Below are 12969 nucleotides of genomic sequence, written 5' to 3'. Positions count from 1 at the left end.
GTCAGTAATACAACAACTTGAATAGCGCTTTTCCAACCAGCGCCCGCCTGCGATTTGCGGGGGATCGCAGATAGCCTTCCCACCGGTTCGCAACGTCGTTAAACAGACTGCTGCCTGTCAGCATCGTCATGATTCGCAACTGCACGATGTGCAGTCGATGATAAAACGGGCTGGCCAGCATCTTCAGCCGCGTTCCCGATTGCTCATAGAGCGACCAATAGCCAGTGTCGTAGTGCGCGAGGTTTGCCAGAACCGTTGATGCACCGCGATTGAACAGCTCTCTCACCTCTGTTTCCTGGCTGACAATCCAATAGTCAAACACTCCCCACAGAGCCCACATGAAGCCGTTGAGGATGTGGGTCGGCGGGTTGACGAGATATTCTTCGATCCAGATATTCTTGTTCTGGTCTTCGAAAAGCACTCCGCCCGAGCCAACATCTTTTGTCAGCGGAATGAACGCTCGCTGTGCCGCCTCACGATATTTTTCTTCTCCGGAATGAGCGTGAACTCGCAGGAGCAGAGAAATTCCCTGCCCCTGCGCCAGTCCCGAGTACCACGGTGCCTTCAGAGTGTCGCGATATTCCCAGTCGAAATGATGATTCCAAACCCACAGGCCCTGAGAGTTTTGCTGAAGGTTCTTGCACAACCAATCCGCGGCCGCCTTTGCTTTTTGCCATCGGCTTTCAAATTGCGCCTCGGAAAGCAGGTTGTAATTTCCCAATCCCCACTGCGCGATTGCGATCGGGTTGTACCGCAGGCCGATCGTTCCGTGATAGTCGAGCATCGGAACACCGTCCGCATCGTGGTGTCCGGCGTAGTCGGCTTTTTCTCGGAACAACATGTAGTACTCACCGAGCCGGTCGCGGCTGGCCCGCGGGTTAGCCTCCGGCACCTCATGCCAGAAAGTCAATTGGCTTCGGCCAGAGCCAAGATATGCGCTGAAAATACGGCGGTAGTAGTGCCAGCGAGTGCGGAAGCTCATGGGGTTCGATGCCTCCGCACTATAGCATTCACGCGTTATTCAACATCCCAGAGTGTGGTGGTGAGATCGCCATCCTCGACTGCAATCGTAGTGGCCGCGAGGATTCGAGTAGAATTTTCGCCGTCGGGGAGAATCGCATTGCCGTATTGAAAATAGCGCATCGGCAAATTGTCTTTCTTCCACTGTGCCAATGTGTGCCAATCGCTTCCCTCTCTCGCTCCTGCGATTTGCACTTTTCGGTCTGTGTTCACCGCACTCGGCTCGACCATCGTGGAGAAAAATATTGCATCGGCAACCCGGCAACCGTAAATTGACGAACTGTTCAGATCGCCCACCCGGTCGATCTTTCCCGAACGGTCAAAGCGGTAAACATGGTTACTCTCCGAGGGGGTGTCGGTGGCAAGATACAACGCGCCCTCGGTTGGAATTGCGGCAACCGCGCGAGTTTGCTGATTGCCTTCAAGCACCGTCTCGATCGAACGTAGATCACTCGATGCTCGGAGAACTTTGCACTCCGCACCTTCGTCGCCAGTCAGTATCCACAAACAGTCAGCCCAGCGATCGTAGACGACGTTGTGTACGTGCCGGACGCTGCCGGACGCAAACGTGTACGCAACTTCCCATGTCTCGCCCTGGTCATCGGAAGCATAGATATGAACTTCCGCGCGTTCCCGATTGTCGAAGTATTCGCCCCAGAATAGTTTTCCTGACGGTGTCGCAGCAATGTGCAAGGGGCGCGTCCCTCGGACGATTCGATGCGTGACCGCAAAGTTTCCGCTTTGTCCTTTGCAGGTTACGATGCCGCCGGGAACCGCGCCGATCATCGTTCCGTCACGCAGAACAACCACCGCGTGGAACCCGTCCCGCACCAGGCGGTAGGTCAGATTCGTCTGCGACGTGACATGGCGCCACCATGCAGGATGGAACCGCGCGACCGTTTCCCAGTCTTGCCCGTTCGAACGGAGCCGAACAATTTCATAACCCCGACAGGCGTACAGGACGTCACCGTCCCACGCGAGGATACGAATGCCGCGATAAGTCCGCTGACGCTGAAGTCGAGGCGGCTGCGAATTTGCGGAACTTCCGGGCACTGTCATAGCGGACCGATTGCTGAGTGCCAAATGTCAGTCGCTGATTTTTCGCGCAACAAACGGGCCGATCGCAAGAACATCCATTTTCGTTCGCTGGAAGCAGTCGATCGCTTCCTTCGGCGTGCACACGATTGGCTCGTTTTCGTTGAAACTGGTGTTCAGAATTACCGGCACGCCCGTCTTCTTGCCGAAGGTCCGGATCAAGTCGTAGTAGAGCGCGTTCTCCTCACGCGTCACCGTCTGCAACCGCCCTGTGTCATCGACGTGATTCACCGCACACAAATGTTTTCGCTTGTCGGGGCGAATTTTGTACACATGCATCATGTAGGGCGACGGATGATCGTGCTCGAAATATTCATGCTGCGCTTCCGCAAGAATTGCCGGCGCAAAAGGACGAAACCATTCGCGATGCTTGATCCGCGCATTGAGTACATCCTTCATGTTGGGCAGGCCCGGATGCGTCACGATGGAACGATTGCCCAGCGCGCGAGGGCCCCATTCCATGCGCCCCTGAAACCATCCCACCACGTTGCCCTTCACCATCTCATCGGAAACGGCGTCGAGCAGCGGCCCGCGCTCACACTTCTCATACTTCACTCCGGCAGCCGCCAAATCTGACGCGATCTGGGCTTCCGAAAACTCAGGTCCCAGGTAAGCATGATTCATGTGCTCACGCCGTGGCTGTTTCAGGACCGAATGGTAGGTATGCAAGGCTGCACCGATTGCCAGCCCTTCATCTCCGGCAGCGGGTTGAATCCATGTACGACGAAATGGCGTTCGCGAGAAGAGCTTGCCATTCGCAACACTGTTCAGCGCGCACCCGCCGGCCATGGCTAAATTTTCTTCCGGCACGCGGTGGTGGAGGTCATTTAACAGGTGGAAGAATATTTCCTCGAAGCAATGCTGCATCGCGTACGAGAGGTCCATGTCGCGCTGCGTAATTTCGGCATGCGATTCTCGCGGCGCGCCGTACAGCTTTTCCATCTTGTCTGAGAAATGCCTCGCCAGGCGAACCGTTCCGTCGGCCAGAACTTCCATTCCCTGATTGCTGCCCAGCGGCATGAAGTAATCCAGATCGAGTTGAAACGTTCCGTTCTTGAGCGTCAGAATCTTCTCGATCTGTTCGACGTAGGTATCTTTTCCATAAGGCGCGAGGCCCATCACTTTGCCTTCATCGCCATATTTCTTGTAGCCGATGAACTCGCAGATCATGGTGTAGAAGCTACCCAGCGAATGCGGAAGGAATACGCGCTCGAGCACCTCGATATCGTTTCCCTCGCAACGCACCTTCATCGTCGACACGAAATCACCGGAGCCGTCGTAGCTGAACCCGGCAGCCTTCTCCCAAGGCGAGCAGTAGTACGAACTCGCGATATGGGCGATATGGTGTTCGAGATGATGCTCCTGAAATTTGAGCGTGGAGGCATCTACGTCGAGCGCCTTCGCCAGTAGCGATCGAACGTCGCGCATGCCCTCTTTGCGCAGGCGCATTTTAAGCAAGTTCAGAATCTTTGCGGGATTGGCAAGCGCGTACTGGATCTTCTTCGCGAGGTGCGCGTCGCTGTCCTGTCCCACCGCCACATGGGCAACGTCTGTGATCTTTGCACCCACGGCGTCAAGACACGCCTTCACGGCCAGTGAGGGGAACCCGCCGTAATGCTTGCGTCGATTAAGCCGCTCCTCGGCCACTGCAAAAAGAATCTTGCCGTCGTCAATGATCGCCGCCGACGCGTCGGCGTGAAACATATTCAGGCCCAAAATCAACATTTACTGGGAGTCCTCTTCTTTTTCAATGACCGGCATTGCTTGCAGGGCAGACGCTACAAATTCGCTCAACGCGACAGTCTGCGGATAGCCAGTCTGGCAGGCATTCTGCAATCGCAGTGTGGCGAGTGTGGAGCCAACGACTTGCTCAAATGGAATTGGTGCGTTCGCAGTTCCTCGCACGGCATCGAGAAACAGCTTCATTTCCTGCTGGTGTCCTTTGTCCTGCCGCCAGCGGGCTCGAGTGACTTGCTTGCGGCCATGGCGCACCAGTTCGAGAGTGCGGAAATCATCGAGGACTGCAACCGATCCTCCCCCAAAGATTTCGACGCGCTCCTTGGAAGCGGACTTGTCGCCATTTGCGAGATAGGTGATCGTGCCCAGCGTTCCATCCGCAAATTTCAGCGATGCGATGACGTTGTCGTTGCTGTATTGTCCCGGGTTGCCGAGGCCTCGGCACTCGACCTCAATGGGACACGCGCCCGCGAGGAAAGAAACGAAATCCACAAAATGACAGACCTCGCCCAATATCCTCCCGCCTCCCTGCTCGAGATCGTTGACCCAGTGATCGGCAGGAATAAAACCAGCATTGACGCGGTAATGGATCGCAAGCGGCTCTTTGATGCTGGAGAGAAATTTCTTGAGCTGCCCCGCCATCGACGCGAATCGGCGATTAAAGCCAACCATCAGCGCCGGCGGGCTCGCCTGGGTCGAGTAGGCGCGCACAATCGAAGCCAGCTCTTCTTCGGTGAGGCACAACGGCTTCTCGCAGAACACCGCTTTCCCCGCGCCGATGGCAGCACGCACTTGAGCCGCATGCAAATGATGGCGCGACGCGATCAGCACCGCATGAACTTTCGGATCGGCAAGAATCTCCTCGTCCGAATCCGCACAGTATTGAAATCCGAATTTTTCTGCCGCGCTGCGACTGCGAGGACCAGTCGCATTGCATACCCCCACGAATGAAACATGCGGGAGCGACTTCAACGCCGGTAACAGCATCGACCGCGCAAACTGTCCCGCTCCGAGAACTCCGATTCCTACCGAGCCTGCGGAGGTCGCCGTGGCATTGATCGGAATTTTGCCGGGGAATGCTCGTCGAACCTGCGCGTCCGGGTAAGAGAGCAACACGCCAAGAAATGGATCGGCGGTTCTTCCGGTAATCAAGTCGTAGGCGCGCGTCGCCTCTTGCAGAGGAAAGCGATGCGTAATCAGCGGTGCCAAATCCAATTTTCGTTCTGCGAGCAATTGCAGAAACGCTTCCAGGTTGCGAGTCTCCGTCCAGCGCACATGCCCGATCGGATAATCGCGCCCTTTCTGTTCATATGCCGTGTCGTATCGGCCAGGACCATACGACCGCGATACGCGGAACTCGATTTCCTTGCCGAAGTAGAGCTTGCGATCAATATCCATGCCGACCGTGCCGACGGCAACCACGGTCGCGCGATCGCGAGCGACTTCAGCGGCCAGGTTGACCGGCGCACTGCTCGGTGTCTCAGCCGTGATGAGCACCGAATCTACGCCTCTGCCGCCAGTTTTCTGGAAACAAAGGTCGCGAAATTCATCCGCCGAAACACATGCCCCTTCCGCGCCCCTGAGGATCGCGAGGTCGACACGCTCCCGAACAAGATCCGTCCCCACCACGCGGCAACCGGCAGCGCGCAGCAGTTGCACCGTGATCTGTCCCAGCAGACCAAGCCCGATGACCGCAACCGTATCGCCGAGCGTGACGCCAGCGGTGCGGATTCCGTGCAAGCAAATCGCTCCTACGGTCCCGAATGCAGCTTCGTCGAACGAGACTTCAGCACCCTGAGGAATATTGGCCAGCAACAGACGGGGGACGCACGCCAGTTCCGCATGCACGGCATATCCCGCACCCGCGCAGGCCACGCGGTCTCCAACATTGACGTCGCTCACGCCGTCGCCGACGGCAATCACAACGCCGGAACTGCTGTACCCAACGGACTGCGGCTGATCCAGGCGAGAACGCACAGCCTGCATCGTGGAAAACAATCCGTCACGTCGCAGCTTGGCAACCACATCGCGCACCAGGTCAGGCCGCGCTTTCGCTTTTGCGAGCAGGCTCTTGCTTGCGAATTCCGATGACGCGCGCTCCGTGCCGGCGGAGACAAGCGAGGCCGCCACTTGCACCAGGACGCAACCCGGCAGCAATTGCGGCGGCGGAACCTCCGCAACCGCGAGGTCGCCGGTGCGTGCGTCTTGTAAGAGCTGCTTCATGCGATCGAGAGTTGTGCTGTGCCGATCTGTTGTTGGGCGAACGTGCGCGCATCGCCATCAATGAATAGTTGCATCCAGATTTCCAGTGTCAGCAGCTGCCATATCTGCATGGACCAATCCTGATCGCCACGGCGATGTTCGTCCACCAGGCGGCGCACCGTCTCGGGACGAAACAACCCGCGCCTCCGAACCTGGCTCTCCGAAAGGAGTTCATCGACCATGGGGCGCAAGTCGTTGGCCAGCCAGTAGTCTACGGGTGCTGCGAAACCTGCCTTCGGCTGCCGCAAAACTTCCTCTGGCAGCATACTACGCATGGCTTCACGGAAGATGTACTTGGTCACCGGACGCCATTTTCCCTTGAGCTTCCACTCGGGACGAACATTCCACGCCACAAATTCCGCTAACTCACGATCCAGAAACGGAACACGAACTTCCACCGACGACGCCATACTCATCTTGTCGTTGTAGGTGAGGTTCAGCGTGGTCATGAATATTTTAGTGTCGAGATAGAGCATCTGGTTGAGGAAGTCAGCATGGCGGACTCGATCGAACGCCGCGAGATGCGTACGCGCAGGATTTTCGCTCACCGGGGATTCGTCCACATAGAGCGTCGATCTCTGCTCCGCGTCGAAGTAGGTTCCGTTCCGGATAAATGCCTCTGCCGGACGAAGCGCGGCACTCCGGGCCATTTTTTTCGCCAGCCGGACTGGGCCCTTCATTCGCGATCCACGAAAACCAGGCAGCGCCAGCAGAGCGCTCTCAGCCGCGGAGCGCGCGAAGCCAGGGACTCGCTGATACTCCTCAGTCCAGGCATGCGCAACATGCTTCCGATATCCGGCAAACAACTCATCACCGCCTACACCCGACAGAAGTACGGTTGCCTGCTTGCGAGCCTCACGACAAACGAGATAGGCCGTGATGATGGCAGGATCGGCCGTCGGTTCATCCATGTGCCACGTCAACTTCTGTAGCAAGCCAACCACATCCGGTTCCACCACGATCTCGTGATGCTCGCAGCCCAGCTTGTCAGCCAGGCGCTGCGGAACAGCCGGATCGTCGATGGTGGATTCTCCGACGCGATATTTCCTGGGAAACGTAATCGTGTAGGTACGAACTGGCTGTTTGCGTGCCATCGCGGCAACAATGCTCGATGAATCCAGCCCGGCGCTGAGGAAAGCGCCGATGGGAACATCACTGACCATCTGCTGTTCCACAGACGCACAAAATCGCTCGCGGATTTCGTGCGCGAGATCACCTTCCCTGGCTTGGAAGTGGTGACCCGCTGGCGGAAATGTCAGGTCCCAGTACGGTGTGATCTCGAATTGCCCAGCCTGCCAGACTGCATAGTGTGCCGCCGGGAGTTTGCGGATGCCCTCGAACATCGTCATCGGATCGGGCACCCACAAAAACGTCAGATACTGATCCAGCGCGTCGCGGTCGATCCGCGCTTCGATTCCCGGCACTTCCAGCAACGCTTTGATCTCCGACGCGAAGGCCAGCTTCCCGTCACGATCGCAGTAATACAACGGCTTGATTCCAAAATGATCGCGAGCAAGAAACAGCTTGGGCGTGGAGCCGCGCAGATCGCAGATCGCAAACGCGAACATGCCGTTCAGCCGGTTAACGCAATCAACTCCGTATTCTTCGTAAAGGTGGACGACGACTTCCGTGTCCGTGTGCGAACGAAGCCGGTGCCCCTTGCCTTCAAGTTCGCGACGCAGGTCAGCGAAGTTATAGATCTCTCCGTTGTAGGTAATCCATAGCAAGCCGTCTTCGTTGCTCATTGGCATGTGGCCGCCGGGAGAGAGATCGAGAATTGCCAGCCGGCGGCTCCCAAGGCCGATGTAACCGCCATCGGGAAAACGGCGCTCCCACAGGCCGGAGTCGTCGGGGCCGCGATGCGTCTGCACATGCGTCATGCGCGCAAGTGCTTCCGCATTACCCCAGTTCGCGAGTCCGTTGATGCCGCACATCGGCTTCAGTTCCTCGCGTTCCGCAACTCATAGATTTTTGCTTTGGTATGGAACATCTGGACAGCCTGAAACGAGCAATAGACTAGCCCGGGGACGCCGTCGAGAAACCCGAAACGGAAAATGTATCGGTACAGAAATAACAACACGGGTGCGCCCGGCACTCGATAGAGCTTTCTCTTGAGCCACCGCCGGCGCTGGGCTTGCGTTCCCATGAGGGATCCGCGCATGGCCTCGGAGTTCTCTTCTCTGCCCGCCAGCACTCGCGATTCCCAGTTGGAATATTCATCATGCTTCTGAATGTAGCGGGACAGCGATTCCACGTTGTGGTGAACAATGGGATTGTGCAACTCCGAAGTCGGCCCGTCCGCGATCATGTGCTCGTGAACTTCCATGTCCGCCATGGAGGCGTCCTGATCTTTCAAGCGGCACTCAAATCGCGCTTGCCCTTTGCGAAACAGAGAAAGCTTCCAGAAGCTGGCATCACAATGCCGCAGTAGCTTGCCCAGAAAATACATCTGCAGGCAAATACGATAGCCCGCCATTTGCGAATTCTGAATCGCCCGCCGAATCTCGGCGGCCAATTGCTCCGTGACGACCTCATCGGCATCGAGCAGGAAGATCCAGTCATAAGCAATCGGAAGTGTATCCATTGCCCATTGCCGCTTCTTGGGCCAGCCTCCGGGATAACGGAACTGCACGACCTTGGCTCCGAAAGACTCCGCGATCGCACACGTCTGGTCCGTACTTTGGGAATCGATAACGTACACTTCGCCAACATTTCGCAAGGATTCCAGGCACCGCGGAAGATTTCGAGCTTCATTGCGAACCGGAATAATGACCGTAACAGGCAGCAAGTCCAATGCGGCGGCGCGCGAATTCGACGTCTCAGCTTCCGTCTTCGTTTCGATCACATTGGTTCCGATGGCAGGCAAGGAGTAACACTATGTTAGCCGAAATCTGCAACTTCATGAACATCCGTTGACTTGCGAAAACGCCGCCCGGCCCCGATTTCGCTGTGGGGCCAGCTTATTTGAATGCCTCGACGTAGAGGGAGTGTGGCAGTTCCTGGGAATCGCCTGGCTCGTAAGGAGGAACCCGGTCGCCATACAATCGGCTCTTTCCTTCGCCGGATTCTTCGACCTCGCTGAATCCGGCCGAGCGAAGCACCTCCGACATGTAGCTCAGGTCAAAAGCAGTGCGGTGCTGCCCGTCGCAAAACACGAAATTTGAGAACCGGCCTCCCAACGAATCGAATTTTCGTGGGAAACCACTGAACCAGTCCGCCCGTTTCTGGGAGTAGGCGGCAATGGCATTGGCCAGGCTGGGGACCACCAACCGCACTCCCGCTCCCGGCCTCAGGACTCGGTAGCACTCCTGCAGCAATTTTTTCAGTTCATCTCCGTAAAAGTGCTCAAACACGTGTGTGGAATAGATCGAATCCACCGACCCCGTGCGGAAAGGAAGGCCATTCCGCACATCCAGCCACACATCGAGCCGGTTAAATGGATTGCCATCTACATTAACGAATCCCGAAATGTACTTCGAGCCGGATCCGAGGTGGAGATGTTGTGGTCCCCCGCCCCGCCGCATCGCGGCCAGGCTCCTGCGGGCGACATAGTTGGGCACAGTGGCTTTGGAAATAGCCCAGAAAGCAATGTTCTTGTAACGCTGATGAAGCAAACCCTTCTCCCTAGCTGATTGAGGCGATTATAACCGCCTCGCGGTAACCGGCACTTCTAGCTGACGGTGGGGCGACCCTAGAAATTTTCCTCGCACCATCGCTGCAACACAAACAACGCCCACGGCCGTGACCAGGAAGTCTTCCCGGCAAGAAAATGTTGCCACACTCCGCGCATTGCTTTGGGATGGAGCAGAGCCTGATTAGAACGATCGCTCAACAAGGCTTCCTCGACCACAGGCCTCATTTCTCCGCGCAGCCAGCGCTCGAAGGGCAGCGTAAATCCCCGTTTCGGGCGATGCACGATCTCGTCAGGCAACTCAACTCCCAGGTTCGCCAGCAGCATGCTCTTGGGAGAGGTCCCTTCCATTTTCTTGCGACCCGGGATCCGGAAGCAAGCTTCGACCAGCGACCGGTCCAAAAACGGAACCCGCAATTCAAGTCCATGCGCCATGCTCATCGAATCGGAATCACGCAGCAGTGTGTTCGTCATGTACCAGTGCGATTCGAGATAGGAAACACGGTTGACTGGATCCAACCGCGAACTTGCAGCCACCGACGCTTGCAGGACGGCATCGAGTTCGTCTTTTGCCACCTCGTATCCATCCGACGGGAACAAGGACATTTGTTCTGCATTTCCGAAAAGAGCGCGCAACAGGAAATAGGGATGCACAAACGATTCCCCATTCGCTGCCAACTGCGCGAGTTTGCGGTTGCGATCGCCCTTGCCCGCGACCATGGTCAGGGAACTGGCCAACACCCGCCGGGCTATGGCAGGCAGCGTTCCTAAGCGCGCGGCCAACCGTTCCATCCTCGGAACTCGAAGAAAGTTCGAATATCCGGCAAACATCTCGTCCGCTCCCAGGCCGGTAAGCGCGACCTTCACCCCCGCCGCGCGCGTCTTGGCGGAGATGAGATAGGTATTGATCCCGTCAATGCTCGGCTGGTCCATGGCCCGCAATGCTTCCGGAAGCAACGCGAGAGTGTCCTGCTGCGAGACCTGGATTTCATGATGCTCCGTCCCAAAGCGGCGCGCCACTTCGCGTGAGTAAGGGGCTTCATTGAACTCCTCTTCACGAAATACAAGCGAGAAGGTATTCGCCCGAACGCCGTTCTTAGTCATCACCGCAACCAGGCTGCTTGAATCGATTCCACCAGAAAGAAATACACCCACAGGAACATCACTCACGAGGTGGGACAACACTGCCTGCCTCAGAACCGTCGGCAAATCACAGGAACTGGTTCCATTCTGCCCAGCTTCATCTCGTACAGAATTGCCGTTTGCGGAGTGAAGTGGGCTCCAGTACTGCGATATGCTCACGACGCCGCGCTCGACCGTGAGGACGCTCCCGGCCGCAAGCGCACGCACTCCTTCCACGATCGTCCAAGGCTCGTAGACGGAGCCGAAAGCAAGGTAGCTCAGAACTCCTGTCGAATCGATTTTTCGCGGCACCAGATCGGTCTGAAGCAGGGTTCGCACTTCCGAGCTAAAGAGAAACTTCGTTTCCGCCTGGTAGTAATACAGTGGTTTGATTCCCAGCGGATCTCGAGCCAGTACCAGCCGCTGACGGGGAGCGTCCCACAGCGCGAGCGCGAACATGCCGTGCAATCGCGACAAAAAATCATCGCCCCAAACCCGATATGCAGCCAGGATGACCTCAGTGTCTGACTGACTCCGAAACTCCGCCCCGGCGATTGCCAACTCGCGTCGAAGATCGCGAAAGTTGTAAATCTCGCCGTTGAACACAATCCAGTTTCCGGTGCAAGGATCCTGCATGGGCTGATGCCCCAGCGGCGAGAGATCAAGAATGGAGAGTCGAGTGTGAGCAAATCCAATCTGGCCGCTAGGTGCGCTCGCAGAAATGACTACAGTACCGGAGTCGTCGGGGCCGCGATGTGCGAGGCTGCTTACGGCTCTCTCCAGCATTTCGGGAGAGATTGAACCATCGCGAACCATCACGCCGAAAATTCCACACATAATTTGCAAGCGCTGAAGACTCAGCAATCATAACGTGACCTCCGACTGCCGGGAGCCATGATACGATTTTTGTTACTCGTATCCCTCCTCTATGTCTCTACCGACAACCAGCGAGCATCGCGCGGCACATTGGAAATCCGAACCATCGTTGCGAGAGGCGGCTGCCATCTCCGTGTTGTCGAATGCGATCTTTATTGCCTGCGTCTCTGCGCTGGTTCCCTATTTGCCTTTGGTCGACGACTTCGGAGACAGCCTCTCCTATATGTCGATCGCAGCAGCGATCCGCCATTGGAGCTTTCAAGGATTGCTGATCAAGCAATTCTGGGGGCTACCTTATTTCATGGCCGCATTTTCCAAATTGACAGGCACCGCTGACCGGACGGCTCTGCTGGTGATGGCGCTTGCACCGTCGTTAATTGCCGTCGTTCTGGCCTATCGACTGTGGGGCGGCTGGATCTCCAGTGCTTTTGCAGTCATCGATTTGGACTGGCTTCAGCGATCCTGTCTGGGCGGGTCGGAACCGCTGTTCGTAGCGCTGATTTTCGGATCCTTCCTTGCGATCCGCCGGGAACGTTGGGTCGTGGCCGCCCTTCTCGCCTCGCTCGCAACCGTAACGCGACCGCTCGGAGTATTTCTATTGCTGGGAATCGGATTGGTATTGCTGCGTCGTCGCGACTGGAAACAACTTGCCCTCGCCACCTCAGTCGGCCTGTCAATAGGAATACTCTATGCGATTCCCCTCGCAAGCTATTTTCATGATCCACTCGCGACCGTACACAGCTACGAATCGACCGATGCGGCGGCCACCGGACCACTTTTTGGTATTCCCTTCTATGCGATCATTAAGGGCACCATTCTCTATCCGGCCCCGCTTACCAATCTGGTGCTGAGTTTTGGCTGGATTTTCCTGGTACTGATTGCGGCGGCCGCCATGCTACGTACGAAACAGTTCCGCCAGTACTCCCGCGATCATGTAGCGGAGATTGTATTCGCGGCGCCTTACCTCCTGTCGCTCTACTGCTACAACTATCCGTACTGGGCGCGCGGTAGTTTCCCGCGTTTTGCAATTCCAATCATTCCTTTCGTCTTGCTGGCTCTTTTTCGCTGGTTTCCCAAAGACCGTCGCGTGCTATGGGCTTTGGCTCCCGTCATGGCCGTTGCAGCAGCAAGTTCCGCCATCGGAATCCGCAATGTCGTTCATCTTCTTGGAAGCAAATTCTGGCCCTGAGCTTGCACCGGTAAATCCAAGAAGCCTTTGGGCGCGA

Annotated in this window: 9 protein-coding genes; 1 reads left to right on the top strand and 8 read right to left on the bottom strand. The window is 56.8% G+C overall.

Going from position 1 to position 12969, the window contains the following annotated elements; genetic code table 11:
• Position 1: 1 nt before the first annotated feature.
• From HY010_07135 to asnB (HY010_07100), 8 genes are all read right to left on the bottom strand, one after another.
• Positions 2–982 (bottom strand): hypothetical protein, encoded by a 981-nt coding sequence (locus tag HY010_07135; protein MBI3475489.1) that lies wholly within the window; start codon positions 980–982, stop codon positions 2–4.
• 35 nt (positions 983–1017) lie between these two features.
• Positions 1018–2079 (bottom strand): hypothetical protein, encoded by a 1062-nt coding sequence (locus HY010_07130; GenBank protein ID MBI3475488.1) that lies wholly within the window; start codon positions 2077–2079, stop codon positions 1018–1020.
• A 27-nt stretch (positions 2080–2106) separates the two neighbouring features.
• Positions 2107–3840, bottom strand: a complete 1734-nt coding sequence (locus tag HY010_07125) for a carbamoyltransferase (protein ID MBI3475487.1) — start codon at positions 3838–3840, stop codon at positions 2107–2109.
• A complete protein-coding gene (locus HY010_07120) occupies positions 3841–6075 on the bottom strand; it encodes a bi-domain-containing oxidoreductase (protein MBI3475486.1) in 2235 nt (744 codons plus the stop codon).
• The gene (gene asnB, locus HY010_07115) at positions 6072–8048 is read right to left on the bottom strand and encodes an asparagine synthase (glutamine-hydrolyzing) (GenBank protein ID MBI3475485.1); all 1977 of its coding nucleotides are present in this window, start codon (positions 8046–8048) and stop codon (positions 6072–6074) included. The genes HY010_07120 and asnB (HY010_07115) overlap by 4 nt, the downstream gene beginning before the upstream one ends.
• A 5-nt stretch (positions 8049–8053) precedes the next feature.
• Complete coding sequence (locus HY010_07110; GenBank protein ID MBI3475484.1) at positions 8054–8959, bottom strand: glycosyltransferase family 2 protein; 906 nt, start codon at positions 8957–8959, stop codon at positions 8054–8056.
• Positions 8960–9074: 115 nt separating this feature from the next.
• A complete protein-coding gene (locus HY010_07105; GenBank protein ID MBI3475483.1) occupies positions 9075–9728 on the bottom strand; it encodes a methyltransferase domain-containing protein in 654 nt (217 codons plus the stop codon).
• Between the two features lie 77 nt (positions 9729–9805).
• A complete protein-coding gene (asnB, locus tag HY010_07100; GenBank protein ID MBI3475482.1) occupies positions 9806–11713 on the bottom strand; it encodes an asparagine synthase (glutamine-hydrolyzing) in 1908 nt (635 codons plus the stop codon).
• An 82-nt stretch (positions 11714–11795) separates the two neighbouring features.
• Between asnB (HY010_07100) and HY010_07095 the strand changes: the two genes are divergently transcribed.
• Complete coding sequence (locus HY010_07095) at positions 11796–12932, top strand: hypothetical protein (GenBank protein ID MBI3475481.1); 1137 nt, start codon at positions 11796–11798, stop codon at positions 12930–12932.
• The last annotated feature ends 37 nt before the right edge of the window (positions 12933–12969 follow it).

The sequence above is a fragment of the Acidobacteriota bacterium genome (genome assembly GCA_016196065.1).
In the GTDB taxonomy this organism is placed as follows: Bacteria; Acidobacteriota; Terriglobia; order Terriglobales; family Acidobacteriaceae; genus Acidiflorens.
The sequence above is the reverse complement of the archived record's forward strand: the minus strand, read 5'-3'. Positions and strand labels throughout refer to the sequence as shown.

What these genes read in the sequence shown, in the direction of transcription:
- HY010_07120 (MBI3475486.1), bottom strand. Translation starts at nt 6,075, where the DNA reads ATGAAGCAGCTCTTACAAGACGCACGCACCGGCGACCTCGCGGTTGCG.
- HY010_07125 (MBI3475487.1), bottom strand. Translation starts at nt 3,840, where the DNA reads ATGTTGATTTTGGGCCTGAATATGTTTCACGCCGACGCGTCGGCGGCG.
- asnB (MBI3475485.1), bottom strand. Translation starts at nt 8,048, where the DNA reads ATGTGCGGCATCAACGGACTCGCGAACTGGGGTAATGCGGAAGCACTT.
- HY010_07135 (MBI3475489.1), bottom strand. Translation starts at nt 982, where the DNA reads ATGAGCTTCCGCACTCGCTGGCACTACTACCGCCGTATTTTCAGCGCA.
- HY010_07095 (MBI3475481.1), top strand. Translation starts at nt 11,796, where the DNA reads ATGTCTCTACCGACAACCAGCGAGCATCGCGCGGCACATTGGAAATCC.
- HY010_07130 (MBI3475488.1), bottom strand. Translation starts at nt 2,079, where the DNA reads ATGACAGTGCCCGGAAGTTCCGCAAATTCGCAGCCGCCTCGACTTCAG.